At 71.9% G+C, this 16,248-nt stretch carries 11 protein-coding genes; 7 read left to right on the forward strand and 4 right to left on the reverse strand.

Annotation, left to right across the window (positions count from 1 at the left end; translation table 11 throughout):
- The first annotated feature begins 25 nt into the window (after positions 1-25).
- Together WME96_RS04290 and WME96_RS04295 are read left to right on the forward strand one after the other, a co-directional pair.
- Complete coding sequence (locus tag WME96_RS04290) at positions 26-1,795, forward strand: amidohydrolase (protein WP_437292271.1); 1,770 nt, start codon at positions 26-28, stop codon at positions 1,793-1,795.
- Between the two features lie 143 nt (positions 1,796-1,938).
- Positions 1,939-4,272, forward strand: coding sequence for a hypothetical protein (locus tag WME96_RS04295; RefSeq protein WP_437288904.1), 2,334 nt, complete (start codon positions 1,939-1,941; stop codon positions 4,270-4,272).
- Positions 4,273-4,574: 302 nt separating this feature from the next.
- Here the strand turns inward: WME96_RS04295 and WME96_RS04300 are convergent, their stop codons facing one another.
- From WME96_RS04300 to WME96_RS04310, 3 genes are all read right to left on the reverse strand, one after another.
- A complete protein-coding gene (locus WME96_RS04300) occupies positions 4,575-4,985 on the reverse strand; it encodes a PAS domain-containing protein (protein ID WP_437288905.1) in 411 nt (136 codons plus the stop codon).
- A gap of 215 nt (positions 4,986-5,200) precedes the next feature.
- The gene (locus WME96_RS04305; protein WP_437288906.1) at positions 5,201-6,109 is read right to left on the reverse strand and encodes an NmrA family NAD(P)-binding protein; all 909 of its coding nucleotides are present in this window, start codon (positions 6,107-6,109) and stop codon (positions 5,201-5,203) included.
- Positions 6,106-6,618 carry a nuclear transport factor 2 family protein gene (locus WME96_RS04310; RefSeq protein WP_437288907.1) on the reverse strand — a complete coding sequence of 171 codons (513 nt, stop codon included), beginning with the start codon at positions 6,616-6,618 and terminating at the stop codon, positions 6,106-6,108. Before WME96_RS04310 ends, WME96_RS04305 begins: the two co-directional genes overlap by 4 nt.
- A gap of 165 nt (positions 6,619-6,783) precedes the next feature.
- On the opposite strand from WME96_RS04310, the gene WME96_RS04315 reads away from it, so the two are divergent.
- Complete coding sequence (locus tag WME96_RS04315) at positions 6,784-7,722, forward strand: cupin domain-containing protein (RefSeq protein ID WP_437288908.1); 939 nt, start codon at positions 6,784-6,786, stop codon at positions 7,720-7,722.
- A gap of 186 nt (positions 7,723-7,908) precedes the next feature.
- Here the strand turns inward: WME96_RS04315 and WME96_RS04320 are convergent, their stop codons facing one another.
- Positions 7,909-8,031 carry a hypothetical protein gene (locus tag WME96_RS04320; protein WP_437288909.1) on the reverse strand — a complete coding sequence of 41 codons (123 nt, stop codon included), beginning with the start codon at positions 8,029-8,031 and terminating at the stop codon, positions 7,909-7,911.
- Between the two features lie 468 nt (positions 8,032-8,499).
- Between WME96_RS04320 and WME96_RS04325 the strand changes: the two genes are divergently transcribed.
- The 4 genes from WME96_RS04325 to WME96_RS04340 all read left to right on the forward strand — a co-directional run bounded on the left by WME96_RS04325 (position 8,500) and on the right by WME96_RS04340 (position 16,035).
- Complete coding sequence (locus WME96_RS04325) at positions 8,500-12,372, forward strand: CARDB domain-containing protein (RefSeq protein ID WP_437288910.1); 3,873 nt, start codon at positions 8,500-8,502, stop codon at positions 12,370-12,372.
- A 288-nt stretch (positions 12,373-12,660) separates the two neighbouring features.
- Positions 12,661-14,346 (forward strand): right-handed parallel beta-helix repeat-containing protein, encoded by a 1,686-nt coding sequence (locus WME96_RS04330; RefSeq protein WP_437288911.1) that lies wholly within the window; start codon positions 12,661-12,663, stop codon positions 14,344-14,346.
- 169 nt (positions 14,347-14,515) lie between these two features.
- Complete coding sequence (locus WME96_RS04335; RefSeq protein WP_437288912.1) at positions 14,516-15,553, forward strand: NADP(H)-dependent aldo-keto reductase; 1,038 nt, start codon at positions 14,516-14,518, stop codon at positions 15,551-15,553.
- Between the two features lie 74 nt (positions 15,554-15,627).
- Positions 15,628-16,035: a bifunctional diaminohydroxyphosphoribosylaminopyrimidine deaminase/5-amino-6-(5-phosphoribosylamino)uracil reductase RibD gene (locus WME96_RS04340; protein WP_437292272.1), complete on the forward strand. Its 408-nt coding sequence runs from the start codon at positions 15,628-15,630 to the stop codon at positions 16,033-16,035.
- Positions 16,036-16,248 lie beyond the last annotated feature (213 nt).

Below are 16,248 nucleotides of genomic sequence, written 5' to 3' on the forward strand. Positions count from 1 at the left end.
CGCGGCGTCGTACGCCCTTTTCTTGATGCAGGCCGCCTGCGGTGCCTCCATGCCGCAGCCCGCCGACACGGTGCTGCGGAATGGCTTCGTGTACACCGTCGACAGCGCGGACTCGGTGCACCAGGCGGTCGCGGTGCGCGCCGGCAAGGTCGTTTATGTCGGCGCCGACAGCGGCGTACAGGCGTATGTGGGCGCTCGGACCGAGGTCATCGACCTGACCGGACGCATGCTGATGCCCGGGCTGGTCGACGGCCACCTGCACGTGATGTCCGGCGGGGCGCAACGTCTGATGTGCAGTCTTGACTACAAGACGCTCACGATCGCGCAGCTCCAGCAGAAGATCCAGGCCTGCCTCGACGGCGAGCCGGCCAAGGATCCCGACAGGTGGCTCGAGGTGACGAGCTGGGACCGGCAGGGCACGGTATCGGTGGACGCCGACCCGACGAGGGTCGCGCTCGACGCGCTCAAGACCCAGCGCCCGATCCTCGTGCACTCCACCGATCACCACAGCGTGCTGACCAACTCGCGCGGCATGGCGCTGGCGGGCATCACCGCCGCCACGCCCGATCCGGTCGGCGGCAAGATCGATCGCGACCCGAGCGGCCAGCCGACGGGCATCTTCGAGGATGCCGGCATCGCGCTGATATCGGCGGCCATGCCGGCGCCGACGCAGGAGGACGACGTGCGCAGCGCGAAGGCGGCGCTCGACGCGATCCGCCGCCAGGGCGTGACGACCTTCATGGATGCGTCCTCGGACGAGCGCGCGCTGAAGGCGTTCACGGCCGTGCAGCGCAGCGGCGAGCTGACGGCGAGGGCGCTCTTCGCCATGATGCTCGTTCCTGACAAGGCAGCGAAGGATCCGGAAAGAGCGATCGCCACGATCAAGGCACTGGCGGCCCCCTATGATCAGGCCGCCGCGGAGCCCGCCCCCGGCATCGGCGCGCGTCACGTCAAGATCATGATGGATGGTGTCCTGCAGGCGCCGGCCCAGACCGCGGCCATGCTCGCACCGTATCTCGTCAACACGGGCACGAACGACGCGCCGAGCTGGGTCCCGGGCAAGCACAGCGGCGATGTTTACTTTCCGCCGGACACGCTGAAGTCGCTCCTCCTCTCGGCCGTCAAGGCCGGGTTCGATCCCCACGTCCACGCGATCGGCGATCGTGCGGTGCGGCAGACGCTCGACGCCTACGAACACGTGCGCGCGCGATTGCCGGGCAGCGACATGCGCCCGGCGATCGCGCATTGCGAGACGGTCGATCCGGCGGACTACGGTCGCTTCAAGGCGCTCGACGTGATCCCGGTCATGTCGTTCCAGTGGGCGCAAGAGGCCCCTTATTCCGTCAATGCGATGAAGGAGCAGCTCGGGCCGGAGCGCTATGCCCGCCTCGAGCCCGAGGGCAGCCTGCACAACGCGGGTGCGAAGATAGCCTATGGTAGCGACTGGCCGGTCGATCCGTTCGCCGAGTTCCTGGCGCTGAAGATCGGCGTGACCCGCAAGGGGGACCCCACGCATCCGGCCAGTTTTGGTCCGGCCTACGCCGGCCGGCTCAACGACGATCCGCTCCTGCCGCGCAACGTCGCGCTGCGCGCCATCACCATGAACTCGGCCTACCAGCTGCGGCTGGAGAAGGTCGTGGGCTCGATCGAGCTCGGCAAGTTCGCTGACATGATCGTGCTGGACCAGAACTTCCTTCAGATCCCCGAGGACGATCTCGGGAAGATTCAGGTGCTCATGACCATCGTCGGGGGGAAGACCGTCTACACCGCCGATTCATTCCGGCCGAAGGGCTAGACCAAGCCCCAGGCATCTTGATGCCGCGCTCGTCCATCACGGCTTTGTTGCGCGCCTCGCTCTTCGCGTACGCCGCGCGGGCTCTGACCCGCTCGGCATATCCGGTGAAGCTCGCTTGCGAGGGGCCGGCAGGATGTCCCAGGATGTCGGCGATGCGCCGCCTGCGCCTTCCGCACCCGCCCCGTAGCGCCTCCGCCGGCCGCCGGGCTCGCCGCGCGGCGCGCGCCGCGGGGCGCCTCGGAGCCTCTCTGTCCGCGACGGCGCTCGCCGCCGGCCTGCTCGGCGGCGCGTGCGCGGGGGAGCCGCCCGCGCCGGGAGGCGACGGTGGCTCCGGCCAGGGCGCGGGGGCGCACCCGGTGACGACGACCACGTACATGAGCGCGGTCACGGGCTTCGGCGGCGCCCCGGAGGAGCTGCCGCGCACGTTCCTCGTGACCGGGGTGGTCACGGACGGCGCCGCGCCGCTGGAGGGCGCCCTGGTGATGCAGGCCGGCGGGGAGCCGGAGAGGGTGACCGGGCCGGACGGCGCGTTCTCCATCGAGATCACGCGCGACATCCCGGGCAAGCCGACCGTGGTGGCCGCGATGGTGGGGTACCGGACGGACGGCATCGAGTTCGAGCGCCTCCCGGACGGGCCGGTCGAGATCGCGCTGCGGTACGTGTCGCCGCCGGACAACGCGCTCGGCTACAGCTACGGCGATCCGGGCGACGGCGATCCGCACAACTCGACGCGGTTCTGCGACCACTGCCACACGACGCTCGTGACCCAGTTCCTCGGGTCCGGGCACGCGCAGTCGGCCAGGCGCCCGCTCCTCCAGGCCGTCTACGCGGGGGTCTCGATGGCCCACGACGACGAGGCCTCGTGCGTCGCCGCGGGCGGGCGCTGGAAGGCGGGTCGCGTGCCCGGGAGCGAGGGGGAGGCCGCGATGCGGTGCTATCTCGGCAGCGGCGTGCTGCCGGACCTCAACCCGTCCTGCGGCGGGGAGGCGCGGTCCTCGTGCGACGACCCCGCGCTGCCGGCGGCGGAGCGTCCGGCGGCGTTCGGCGGGTGCGCCGACTGCCACGCGGCGGGGATGGACGGGCCCGCAGGCGGGCGCGATCTCCTCGAGGCGACCGGCATCGCGTTCGAGAAGGGGAACCACTGCGACGCCTGCCACAAGGTCCGCGACGTCGACCTGAGCAAGCCGCCCGGGGTCGCCGGGGCGCTGATGATCCAGCGGCCGCAGGAGCGGATCTCGGCCGACCCTGGCGCGAAGCTCGTGCAGGTGATGTTCGGGCAGCGGCCGGACGTGCCGAGCAAGTTCATGGGCGGGAGCTACCAGCCGAAGTTCTCGAGCTCGGAGTTCTGCGGCGGCTGCCACGAGCAGAAGCAGGCGGCGCTCCTGCCGGGCGCGGCGCTCGACCCGGCGCGCTGGCCCGACGGGCTGCCGATCCACGAGACGTTCTCCGAGTGGGCGGGGAGCTCGTGGAACCGCCGGGCGACACAGTGCCAGTCGTGCCACATGCCGGAGGTGTCCTCGCTGAAGAGCAGCGTGGACCTGACCGACGAGACGAACGCGAGCGTCGAGCTCGGCTTCGTCCGCCCGCCGGGGACGGTGCTCTCGCACGCCTTCCTCGGGCCGCTCGAGGGCACGCCGCGGCTCATCGGGGAGGCGCTCGAGGTGCGCCTTTCCGCGACGGCGGCCTCGGGCGAGCTCGCGGTCGAGGTCGCCGTGGTCAGCGGGCTCGCGGGCCACGCGGTCCCGACCGGGGAGCCGATGCGGGCGGTGGTGCTGCTCGTCACCGCGGAGGCGTGCGGCGCGCCCATGGCGCCGTCGCGCGGCATGACGGTGAACGACACGGGCGGCGCGCTCGCGGAGGGGCGCGTGGGCGGCGACGCGCGCCTCTCGGGCGCCGCGCTCACCTGGCCGGCGGGCGCGGCGAGCGCGCGGGCGGGGGACGTGGTGCGCGTCGTCCGGCCGACCGGCGATTACGACGACTACAGCGGCGTTGGCCGCTTCGCGGATCCGTCGCTCGACCCGGCGGACAAGGGGCTCGAGATCCGCGCGCCGGTCGGCGAGGCGCGGGTGGTCTCCGCGGGCGGCGGTGTGATCGCGCTGAGCGGCGATATCCCCGCGCAGGACGGGGATATCGTCTACCTCGGCGCGCCGCTCCCCGCGGCGCACGAGGACGGCCAGCCCGCGGCCGCGTTCGCCGGGGCCGCGGGCTACACCTTCGCGAAGGTGCTCGTCGATCCGGCGGGCGCGCGGCACGCGCCGCAGCACCGCGCCGTCGACATCGCCAGCGACAACCGCATCGCGCCGGGGGGCTTCGCGGTGACCTCGCACGGCTTCGCGATCCCCGCGGGCTGCGACGTGGCGAACGTCACGGCCACGCTGCTCTACCGCCCCGTCCCGCTGGCCCTCGCGCGCGAGCGGGGCATCGTCGCGCGCGATTACCTGGTCGATTCGTCCTTCTCACCCGTGCCGCTCGACTGAGCGATCCGGGCCAGTGGAGTCCGTGGTTTCAGGAGAGAATGAGCCACAGAGGGAAGAAGAAGAGAGAAAGAGAATGAACCACAGAGGGCACAGAGGGCACAGAGGGGAGAAGAGAGAAAGAGAATGAACCACAGAGGTCAGAGGGGGAAGAATAGAAAATAAATTTACTCATCTCTCTTTTCTCATCCTCTGTGCCCTCTGTGCCTCTGTGGTTTTCTTCTTCTCTTCTTCTGCTTCTCCTCCGCACCAGGACGACCCTGGGCGGCGCGCGCCTACCCGAGGGAGCTCCGCAGCGGACGCGCTCACCCGGCGCGGCGCCCCCGGAGCAGCTCGCTCCTGAGCTGCTCATACACGAGCTCCGAGATACAGCTCGTGAAGCACCGCGTGTGAACGAACTGACCGTCCCGCGTGTAGACGTTGGAGTTGATCAGCACGTGCTTGACGCTGCCGTCCTTCGCGCGGAGGCGGGCCGGGTACGAGAGCAGCTTGCCGGCGCCGGAGAGGGTGCAGAGGATCTGGTCGACCACGTCCTCGTCGACATGGAAATCCGCGACATGCCGGTCGATGTACTCCTCGGGCCGGTAGCCGAGCATCTCCAGCTCGAGCTTGTTCGCCCACAGGATCTTGCCGTTCGCGTCGATCAGGTGGACGCCCAGTGAGGCGTTGTCCAGGAACTCCTGCCAGTCCTCGAAGCGGTTCCGTGTCGTGCCCATCGCTCACCTCCCCCGGCGGTGCTCCCCCGCGATCCCGTGAGGCCGATCGGGCTCCGGAGAGCCGCCGTCCAGCCAGCACCGGACCACATTACAAGAGATCGGTTATGCGGACGAGAGGTGTGATCCACGGCGTGAGGACGATTGTCCTGCGGAGCCCGCAAGGCTGCTTCGCGGGGCGCGCAGCGCGCCGGGGCCGGCTCGGCTGACCGGGACGTTCACGCCGCCGCGCCGCCGCGGCGCGCGGCCGGCGGATCGCGGAAGACGTGCGCGTGGGCGCGCGCGACGTCGCGGAAGGCGCGCGGCGCGCGGCCGGTCACGCGATGGACGGTGTCGGTCACGCGGTCTTCCGCCCCATCGCGGATGGCGAGATCGAGCCGCACGAGGAACGCGGCGTAGGGCGCGGGGATGCCCCCCTGGACGAGGTGCGCGCGGGCGGCGTCCTCGTCGGCGCGGACGTGGCGTATCGCGCGGCCGGCGACCTCCGAGAGGGTGGCCGCCACGTCATCGTAGCTGAGCGCCTCCGGACCGGTGATGACGTGCGCCGTGTCATGCGGTGTGTCGTCGAGGAGCGCGCGTGCGGCGACCTCCGCGATGTCGTCGGCGTCGACGAAGCCGACGCGGCCGCCGCCCGTCGCGGTCGTGATCTCGCCGCGCGCGGCGATCGCGGCGAAGTGCGGGTGGCGCGGGTCGACGAAGTTCTGCATGAACCACGAGGGGCGCAGGACGGTCCACTCCGGCGCGCGCTCGCGCAGCGCGCGGTGGACGACGCCGACCCCGGGGGCCCCCTCCGGTACGGCCGACGCGCTGAGCAGCACGAGGCGGCGGGCCCCGGCGGCGAGCGCGCGGTCGATGAAGGGCAGCATGAGCGCCGAGGGGTCCTCGACGGCCGCGGGCGCGACGAGGTACGCGCGATCGACGCCGCGGAGCGCGGCGTCGTGCGTCGCGGGATCGGCCCAGTCGAAGCGCGCGTGCTCCACGCCCTCGCGCGGGGCAGGCGCCGATCGGCTCGCGACGCGGACGCGCGCGCCGGCGGCCTCGAGCCGCGCGGCGATGGCGCGCCCGGTGGTGCCGGTCCCGCCGGTCAAGAGGACGCGCGGAGCGCCGCTGTCACCGCGCGCGCTCACGGCGTCACCGGGCGATCTGCGCCGGAGGCCGCGCCGGAGTCCACGCCGGAGGGCGCGTTGACGTCGCCGAAGGCCTCGAGCACGGGCGCCGGATTCCAGTACTCGCGGTACCGCGCCACCTTGCCGTTTCTCGTGGCGACGAGCATCACGTAGTCCTGCTCGTAGCGCCTGCCCGCGGGCAGGATGATCGCCGAGCCGTGCACCTCGGCGAGCGCGACGTCGGGATCGGTCGTCGGGTAGCGGCGCACGTCCCGGAACGAGAGGTCGCGAAAGCGCTCCAGGATGCCCTCGAAGTGGCCCCGGATGGCCGCTTTGCCCTCGAGCACGGCCGGCGCGCCGAGCGCGGGCGCATACGGGAACTCCACGGTCGCGTCGTCGGCGAAGAGGTCGAGCCAGCGCTCCATGTCGCGGCCGATGAGGGCGAGGAGCGCGTCCAGCGCCTGCGCGGCGCTGAGCGGCGGGGCCTCCGGTGTGGAATGCGGCGGGGATTGCGGGCCGAGGTGGTCCATCGGGATCCTTCCTTTCGTGGCGGCGAGGCCGTCGTGCGTGGTGACGCCATCGCTCGTGGTGACGAGGCCCAGCGTAGGGACCCCGCGATTGCCGGGCGTCCGGCTCCGCGATCCGCGCGTCCAGGGCTGGCGCCGGCCGCCGCGCGCTGTAGAGTCGATGGCGCCATGTCCGCAGCGTTCGACGAGCTGGCCCGGAGCGTCGTTGTCCGTGAGACCGAGGTGCTGCGCTTCGCGCTCGGCGATCGCTGGGGCAAGCGGCGGCCGGCGCAGCGCGCGTGCGCCCGGGTGTACGCGGCGACCGACGGCGGCTGCTGGGTCGACGTGACGGGCCGGCGGCTCGCGCTGAGCCCGGGAGAGCTCGTGTTCCTGCCGCGCGCCGATGAGCACGCCATCCGCGATCGGCCGTCGACGTCGCTCGCGCACCCGGAGGCCGTCTGCGTCGGGATGCGCGCGGTCGGCGACGGCGCCCTGGAGACGGCGGCCGAGCCGGAGACGCGCCTCGTGATCGTCGACCTGCACCTCGACGCGGCGGGCGCGCCGTGGCTCGCGCTGCTGCCGCCGGCGGTGCATGTGACGGGGGAGACGCCGGGGCTGGCGCGCTGGCTCAACGAGACGCTGGCGCTGCTCGCCGGGGCGCCGGATCTGTCGCCGGCGCTGCGCCGCGCGGTCGGCGAGGCGTGGGGGCACGCGCTGTTCGCGAGCGCGCTGCGCGACCCCGGGGCGGCGCTGCCGCGGCGGGAGGCGCTACGGGACGAGCCGATCGCGGCCACGCTCGCGCGGGTGCGCGCCTCGCCCGAGCGCGCGTGGGAGCTCGCCGACCTCGCGCGCCAGGCCGGGCTCTCGCGCTCGGCGTTCGCGGCGCGCGCGACGGCGCTCCTCGGCGAGCCGCTCGGCCATCACCTGCGCCGGCTGCGCCTCTCGCGCGCCGCGGTGCTGCTCGGCGAGACGACGCTCCCGGTGAAGGTCGTCGCCGCCCGCGTCGGCTACGACAGCGAGCCCGCGTTCGCGCGCGCCTTCGCCCGCGCCCACGGCGTGAGCCCCGCCGCGTACCGGCAGGCGAGGCGGCGAGAGGACGGCGCCCTCGCGGCTAGGCGCGCGGGGTGATGGGGCGGGAGCGCGGACGACGTGGCATCGTTTCCGTGCCGCAGGAGGAAGCCGTCAAAGGTCGACCACGCAGAGGACGCTCGTTGTCGTGTCCTCGCCGTATTCCTTGACCTCGATCTGAATCTTCGAGCTTGCCTCGTCGACTCCAGCGCCGAAGCGAGCCTCGAAGTCCAGCTCGTACCAGGTCTAGGTCGAGATCGGATCGGACACCTTCCATGCGATCAGCTCGTAGCCGCCGATCGACGTGTGATCGAAGACGAAGATCGTGTCGGCGGGAGCGGTGTGTGAGACGGTGAGTGAGGGGCTCACGAACTCGTAGGCGCCGGCCTCGCCGAGCTCGAGGCTGCAGGCCTCGCCCGAAGGCGTGGTCCCATCGTAGGTTCCGAGCAGGCAGGCGCTGGCGCTGGGATCGAGGAGCCCCTCGGCGAGGATCGCGACGGCGCGCCCGAGCTGCCCGCCGTGGGCCCGGGGCAGCGCCGACCGATGATCAGGCGCTCGCCATCGCGCCGCGCGAGGCCCCGGCTCACGCCGTAATGCAAGCGCGCCGCTCCGCCGTGACGTCGCGAGATCGGCATCCCACGGCGCTCCAGCGGAGTCGCGATCCCTTGACGTGGACCGAGCTTCAGCTTCTCCTGATTCTCTATGCTCAGCCAAAGAGTCTCTCTGGAGCCATGGGCGTGCTTCGTGATGGGCATGCTGGCGATGATGACCGCGGGGTGCGAGAGGAGCGGAGCTCCCGGCGACCCCGCGCCTGTCGGGGCCGTAGCCTCGGCGCTCATGGGCGACGAGCCCGACCTCGTGATCTCGAGCGTGAGCGGGCCACCGAGCGCCGTGCCGGGCGGCCATTTCACGACATCCCTCACCGTGTGCAACCAGGGCAATTCGGTGAGCTCTGGCACGAACGTCGAGGTGAGCCTGTCGGCGGATGGCATCATCACACCGTCGGATCCTATCACCGGCTACGCCTCGCTGGGGAACCTCTACCCGGGTGAATGCGTGGAGCTCGGCGTCCAGACCCTCGCGGCCGTGCCCGACGGCGCGTACACGCTCGGCGCCGTCGTGGACTCGTTCGGTGATGTGATCGAGCTCTCGGAGGCCAACAACGCGGCATCGGGCGGCGACATCGGCATTGCCTACGGCCCGGATCTCATCGTCTCTGTCGTGAGCGGCCCGCCGAGCGCCTCGCCCGGCGGCAGCCTCGACGTGGAGGTCACGGTGTGCAACCAGGGCACGACGCCGAGCCAGACCCCGACCGTGGAGGTGCTGCTCTCGCAGGACGCCGCGATCGAGCCGTCCGATCAGCGCCTCGGCGGCGCCCCGCTTCCATGGCTGGACCCTGGCCAGTGCGACGCGGTGACCGTGCCTGTCAGCGCCAGTGTCTCCGAAGGCGTTTATTTTCTCGGCGCGGTCGCGCGCGAGGACGGCTGGAGCGACGAGCTCATCACGTCCAACAACGCGCGGGCGGGCGGGCCGCTCGGCGTCGGCCATCGAGCGGATCTCGTCGTCTTCGCGGTGAGCGGGCCGAAGAGCCTCGTGCCCGGCGCCGGCGGCTTCGACGCTTCGTTCACCGTCTGCAACCAGGGCACGGCGCCAAGCCACGGCGCCGATCTCGACCTCCTGCTCTCGTCCGATGGCGCGATCACGCTCGCCGATCTCCCGATCGGCGGCAGCCATGTGCCCTCCCTGAGCCCAGGACAGTGCTTCTCTGCGACGATCGCCTTGAACGCCTACATACCGAGCGGCGCGTACACCCTGGGCGCGATCGTGGACCCCCCCGACTGGGTCCTCGAGCTCGTCGAGACGAACAACGCCCTGGCAGGCGGCGTGATCGGCGTCGGCAACCAGCCGGACCTCATCGTGTCCTCCGTGAGCGCGCCGCCGAGCGCGACGCCTGGCGGCATGTTCGACGCGTCGATCACCGTCTGCAACCAGGGCACGCAGCCGAGCAGCGGCACCCACGTGGAGCTGCGCCTCTCCTCGGATGCGATCATCGCGGCAACCGACGTCGCCGCCGGTGGCGGTCCGGTGCCGCCCCTGGAGCCGGGGCAGTGCGCCGCCGTGACGTTCCCGGCGAGCGCCTACGTGCCGGAGAGAGCTTATCACCTGGGCGCGATCGCCGACGTGAGCGACGGGATCTCCGAGCTCATCGAGGGCAACAACACCGCGACCGGCCCCGTGATCGGCGTCGGCCATCGTCCGGACCTCGTCGTCTCCAGCGTGAGCGCTCCGCCGAGCACCGCGCCAGGCGGCGGCTTCGATGCCGCGGTCACCGTCTGCAACCAGGGGACGACGCCGAGCTACAGCGCCCCCCTGGAGCTGCGCTTGTCTCCCGACGCGTTGATCACGTGGAACGACACGCCCGCCGGCGGCGCCCCGGCGCCGTCCCTGGATCCCGGCCAGTGCGCCACCGTGACCATCCCGGCGAGCGCGTACGTACCCGAGGGCGCCTACCACCTCGGCGCGATCGTCGATGTGTACGACTGGCAAGAAGAGCTGGTCGAGGCCAACAACGCCGCAGCGGGCGCGCTCCTCGGCGTCGGGCATCGGCCGGACCTCATCGTCTCCACCGTGAGCGGGCCGCCGAACGTCGTGCCCGGCGGAGCGTTCAGCGCCTCCGTCACCGTCTGCAACCAGGGCACGGCCCCGAGCCCCGGCGGCGGCATCGACGTGGTGCTCTCGGCCGATCCGGCGATCACGCCGTTCGACGCGCCCGCCGGGAGCGGCCCCGTGCCCGGCCTGAGCCCTGGACAGTGCGCCTCCGTCGCCGTGCCCGCGAACGCCTACGTGCCCGACGGCGCCTACCACCTCGGCGCGATCGTGGACCGGAGCGGCTCGCTCACCGAGCTCATCGAGACCAACAACGCCGCGGCGGGCAGCGTGCTCGGCGTCGGAAACCAGCCGGATCTGATCGTCTCTGCCGTGAGCGGGCCACCGAGCTGCTTCCCCGGCGGCGGCTTCGAGGCGTCGGTCACCGTCTGCAACCAGGGCACGCAGCCGAGCCACGGCGGCGTCGTGGAGATGCGCCTCTCCGCAGACGCGGCCGTCACGGCGGCCGACTTCCCCGCCGGTGGCGGTCCGGTGCCGTACCTGGATCCGGGCCAGTGCGCTGCCGTGACCTTCCCGGCCAGCGCGCACGTACCCCACGGCGCCTATCACCTCGGCGCGATCGTCGACCCGCACGGCTGGGCTCCCGAGCTCATCGAGACCAACAACGCCGTAGCAGGCTCGCTGATCGGAATCGGCTACTGGCCCGACCTGATTGTCTCGATGGTCAGCGGCCCGCGGAGCGTCCTGCCCGGCAGCAGCTTCGACGCCGAGGTCACCGTCTGCAACCAGGGCACGACCCCGGGCTCCAGCATGGTGGAGCTGCGCCTGTCCGCCGACGCCACGATCACGACGACCGGCGCGCACGCGGGCGGCGCCCAGGCGCCGAGCCTGCAGCCAGGCCAGTGCACGACCATGACGATCCCCGCGAGCGCCCACGTACCCGACGGCGCTTACCACCTCGGTGCGATCCTCGATCCGTACGGATGGCAGCAGGAGTTGATCGAGACCAACAACGCGACGGCAGGTGACCTGATCGACGTCGGCAGCCGCCCGGACCTCATCGTCTCTGCCGTGAGCGGACCGCCCTGCGTCCTGCCCGGCGGCGGCTTCGACGCCGAGGTCACCGTCTGCAATCAGGGGACGACCCCGAGCCACGGCACCCACGTCGATCTGGTCCTGTCGAGCGACGATGCGATCGCGCCTTCGGATATCCACGCGGGGAGCGGCCATGTGCCCGGCCTGGACCCCGGGCAGTGCACCTCCATCGCCGTCCCCGGGAACGCCCATGTGCCCGACGGCGCTTACCACCTCGGCGCGATCGTGGACGCGGGCGGCTCGCTCGCCGAGCTCGTCGAGACCAACAACGCCGCGGCCGGCAGCATGATCGCCGCCGGCACCCAGCCGGATCTGATCGTCTCCGCCGTGCGCGGGCCGCCGAGCGCCCTGCCCGGCGGCACCTTCGACGCCGAGGTCACCGTCTGCAACCAGGGCACGCAGCCGGTCCACGGCGCCCATGTGGAGCTGCGCCTCTCCGCGGACGCGACGGTCACGACGGGCGACCCCCCCGCCGGCGGCGCTCCGGTGCTTCACCTGGATCCGGGCCAGTGCGCGGCGGTGACCTTCCCGGCGAGCGCTCACGTGCCCGACGGCGCTTACCACCTGGGCGCGATCGTCGACCCGCACACGTGGATCCCTGAGCTCATCGAGACCAACAACGCCACGGCCGGGGACCTTGTCGGCGTCGGCCACGGTCCCGATCTCGTCGTCTCGGCGGTGAGCGGCCCGCCGAGCCTCCCGCCGGGCAACCACTTCGACGCCGCGGTCACCGTCTGCAATCAGGGGACGGCCCCGAGCTACGGCCTCGGCGTGGAGGTCCGGCTGTCCCCCGACGCGACGATCACGACGTCCGACATCCTCGCCGGAGGCGCATGGCTGCCTGGCCTCGATATCGGCCAGTGCGAGGGCCTCGTCGTGCCCGCCGACGCTCATGCGCTCGCGGGCACCTACACGCTCGGCGCCATCGTGGACGCGCACGGCGGAGTCCCCGAGCTCCTCGAGAGCAACAACGCCACGACCGGCGGCGAGCTCGTCGTCGCCTACTGATCCGCTGGCGGCGCTGCGCACCGGACCGATGACGGATACCGGCAAGTACGAACAAGCCGTTCATGGCTGCACGGTAGATCGGAAGTCGTGAGCGCGCATGTCGTCGAGCAGGTACGAAGTCGGACCAGGCGCCGGGTCCGATGCCCGGACGAGCCACAACGCGAAGCGTTGCCGGAGGCATCCGGTGGTCGGGCAGCATGGGGGAACACCGGCGCGCACCTGCGTCGGCGCGTCGGGACGCGCGACTTTCGGCGCGGCGCGGCCGGCCGATGGCGTATTCTCCGGCGCATGCGGCACTTCCTGCAGATCGGAGCCGTCCTCGTCGCCCTGATGACGTGCGCCTGCGGCGGCGCGGAGCCCTCGCCTGCGGGCAGCGGCGGCCCTGGAGGCGCAGGCCCGGGATCGGGCGGCGGTGGAGGCGCAGGCCCGGGCGCCGGCGGGGCAGGTGGGGAGACGCCCGGCGTGCCGACCTACGGGCGCTTCGGCCAGGCCGCCACCACCTTCACGCTGCCGGAGCCCGCGCCGAAGGAGGGCGAGCGCCCCGCGATCGCGTATCCCGATCTGACCGAGTCCTTCCCGGAGGTCGACTGGAGCGCGCTCGACCGGCTCTACATCCCGGCCGGGGAATACCGGAGCATCCTGCTCGGTGGGCTGCCCGAGCGCAGCGCGGAGCGACCGCTCGTGATCACGAACCTCGGCGGCCAGGTGAAGATCGGCGGCGACGCCGCCAACTACCTGTTCGTGTTGAAGGGCGGAAAGGGCTGGATCTTGACCGGCCGCTACGATCCCGTCTCGCGGACCGGAGACGAGGGGTTCCGCGGGCACGCCGAGGGCGCCTTCGCCCACAGCCAGGGGACCTACGGCATCTTCATCGACGACGGGTTCAGCAAGGAGGGCCTGTCAGGGCTGGCGATCGGCGGCGGCGCGTCGGATTTCGAGCTGGATACGATCGAGGTCGCGCGCGCCGAGTTCGCCGGGGTCGTGGCCAAGACCGACGACGACGGGCAGGCCACGATGCGCAACGTGAAGATCCACGACCTGTATGTGCACGACGTGGGATCGGAGGGGATCTACTTCGGCAGCACCCAGGCGCAGCCGCAGCACGCGTTCGAGCGCCTCGAGGTGTACGACAACCGCTTCCTCCGCGCGGGCACCGAGGCGCTGCAGGTCGGTCAGCTCGGCTCGGACTGCGAGATCCACCATAACGTCCTCGGGCCGGGGGCGGCCCGGTGGCGGTCGGCGTTCGACCATTACCAGGACGGCAACGTGCAATACGGCCAGCGCTACGGCAGCTCGAGCTTCCACCACAACATCGTGATCGGGACGGGCGACCTCTTCGTCGAGCTGTTCCCGACGCGCGTGGACCAGGACCCGCGCGCCGCCGGGGACACGATCTCGTTCACGGACAACTACTTTGCCGACACCTCGCTCACCGGCGTGTACACGCACGCGGTGGACACCGGCGCCACGATCCGCTTCGAGCGCAACACGTTCCTGGGCTTCCACTTCAACTATGGCGAGGTGTATCCCGACACGGAGGAGCCCGTGCAGGTGTTCGGCGTGGGCAGCAACGCGCCCAACCCGCACGTCCTCCAGGACAACCAGGTGGACGGGCCCTATCCGTTCATCAAGTGGCTCTTCGACAGCGTGACCGCCGCGGACAACCCGAACGTCGCCGTGCCTCGGGTGCGCTTCCGCGACTTCATGGGGGCCGCCCTCGACGAGAACTACCGCCTTCTGGAGTGGTGGACCGACCGCGCGACGCTCAGCCCGGACGAGCGCGCCGTGGTCTACCCGGAGGGAGCCTTCGTCGTCCACCAGGGCGCGCTCTACGAGGCGCTCGCGGAGAACCAGGGCAAGCAGCCAGACAAGCACCCCGACGTGTGGCGCCCGCTGCCGCCCCCCGCGGACGACGTTCGCCTGAGCGCCGACTCGCCGCACCAGGGCCTCGGCGTCCGCTGGCCGCCGCCGTAGCGCGCGAGCGCGGCGCGAGGGGCATCGCAGCGCGGCCAGCGCGTAGCCGCCCGACCCGGGCGAGACCACCTGGCCCCCGGGAGAGTGTCCGTTATGGGAGATGCGTCGTCCGTTATGGTAGACATGTGCGCCGCGCCGTGGTACCTGGCGATCAACGGACGGAACAGCGATGCACTACCGACAACTGGGTGACAGCGAGCTCCGGGTCTCGGAGCTCTGCCTTGGGACGATGACGTTCGGCGAGCAGAACACGCTCGAGGACGCCAGAGCGCAGCTCGATCGCGCGTTCGAGGCCGGGATCAACTTCGTCGACGCGGCCGAGATGTATCCCGTGCCGACCCGCGCCGAGACGCAGGGCCGCACGGAGAGCTACATCGGCGAGTGGCTGAGCCAGCGGCCGCGCGACAAGGTCGTCCTCGCGACAAAGATCGCGGGGCCCGGCCGGCCCATTCCCTGGGTCCGCGACGGCTCCCTCGCGGTCAACCGCGCGAACGTCCGGCGCGCGGTCGAGGACAGCCTGCGGCGCCTCAGGACCGATTACATCGATCTCTACCAGATCCACTGGCCCGATCGGTACGTCCCGCAGTTCGGCGCGACCGTCTACGATCCGGCGAACGAGCGGTCGAGCACGCCGATCGCGGAGCAGCTCGCGGCGTTCGCGGAGGTGATCCGCGACGGCAAGGTCCGGTATATCGGGCTCAGCAACGAGACAGCCTGGGGGGTGACGCAGTTCAGCCGCGTGGCGGAGCACCTGGGGCTGCCGAAGCCGGTGTCGATCCAGAACGCCTACAGCCTGATCAACCGCACGTTCGACGCGGCCCTCGCGGAGGCGTCGCGCCGCGAGGACGTGCCGCTCCTGGCCTACAGCCCGCTCGCCTTCGGGCTGCTCACGGGCAAGTACCTGGGCGGACCCCCGCCGGGCTCGCGGCTCGCCCTGTTCGAGACGTTCGGGCAGCGCTACCGGAAGCCCAACGTGGACGAGGCGGTGCAGGCGTACGTCAAGCTGGCGCGCGCGCACGGGCTGACCCCGGCGTCGCTCGCGCTCGCCTTCGTGCGGAGCCGCTGGTTCGTGGCGAGCACGATCATCGGGGCGACGACGCTCGATCAGCTCGAGGAGAACCTGAAGAGCGCGAGCGTGGTGCTCGGCAAGGACGTGCTCGCCGAGATCGACCAGATCCACGCCCGGTACCCGAGCCCGGCGCCGTGAGCGCGCTGGCCGCGGAGCCGTTGCCCGCGCGGGGCGCGCGGCGCTCGTTCGCCGAGGCCGAGAAGCGGCGCTTCATGGCGCGGGCGCTGGAGGTGTCGCGCGGGGCGCTCCCGCGCTGTCGACCCAACCCGCCGGTGGGCTGCGTCGTGGTGCGCGGCGCGAACATCGTCGCGGAGGGGTTCACGCAGGCGCCCGGCTGCCACCACGCCGAGGCGATGGCGCTGGCGAGCCTCCCCGGCGATCTCTCCGACTGCGCGGCGTTCGTGACGCTGGAGCCCTGCTCGTTCTTCGGCCGCACGCCGTCGTGCGCGCGGGCCCTGATCCAGCGGCGCATCGGCGCGGTGTTCGTGGCCGTGATCGACAGCGATCCCAGGAACCTCGGCCGCGGGGTCGCGATGCTGCGCGCCGCCGGCATCCCCGTCGAGGTCGGTACGCTCGCCGACGAGGCGGAGGCGTTCCTCGGCAGGTACCTGATCCGCTGACGCCACGGCGGCGCGCTGCGGCAGCCGGAGGAGCCCGTCCTGCGCTCCGGCGAACGGCCCCCCTCGAGGGGCGCGCCGCGCAGAGAGAGCCGTGGTGATCCGGATTGTCCGGCGCGCGCCGCGCGACGGGATTGCGCCGACACAGCGGACCGGCTGCGATCCGCCCACCATCGCGAAAATACGTTTCTTTTCGAATACTTATGCTCGTCGTCG

This window comes from Sorangium sp. So ce406, from assembly GCF_051474675.1.
Taxonomy (GTDB): Bacteria; Myxococcota_A; Polyangia; order Polyangiales; family Polyangiaceae; genus Sorangium; species Sorangium cellulosum_G.

Coding starts and splice junctions, on each gene's coding strand:
- WME96_RS04290 (WP_437292271.1), top strand. CDS start 26: ATGCAGGCCGCCTGCGGTGCCTCCATGCCGCAGCCCGCCGACACGGTG.
- WME96_RS04295 (WP_437288904.1), top strand. CDS start 1,939: ATGTCGGCGATGCGCCGCCTGCGCCTTCCGCACCCGCCCCGTAGCGCC.
- WME96_RS04300 (WP_437288905.1), bottom strand. CDS start 4,985: ATGGGCACGACACGGAACCGCTTCGAGGACTGGCAGGAGTTCCTGGAC.
- WME96_RS04310 (WP_437288907.1), bottom strand. CDS start 6,618: ATGGACCACCTCGGCCCGCAATCCCCGCCGCATTCCACACCGGAGGCC.
- WME96_RS04315 (WP_437288908.1), top strand. CDS start 6,784: ATGTCCGCAGCGTTCGACGAGCTGGCCCGGAGCGTCGTTGTCCGTGAG.
- WME96_RS04325 (WP_437288910.1), top strand. CDS start 8,500: ATGGGCGACGAGCCCGACCTCGTGATCTCGAGCGTGAGCGGGCCACCG.
- WME96_RS04330 (WP_437288911.1), top strand. CDS start 12,661: ATGCGGCACTTCCTGCAGATCGGAGCCGTCCTCGTCGCCCTGATGACG.
- WME96_RS04335 (WP_437288912.1), top strand. CDS start 14,516: ATGCACTACCGACAACTGGGTGACAGCGAGCTCCGGGTCTCGGAGCTC.
- WME96_RS04340 (WP_437292272.1), top strand. CDS start 15,628: ATGGCGCGGGCGCTGGAGGTGTCGCGCGGGGCGCTCCCGCGCTGTCGA.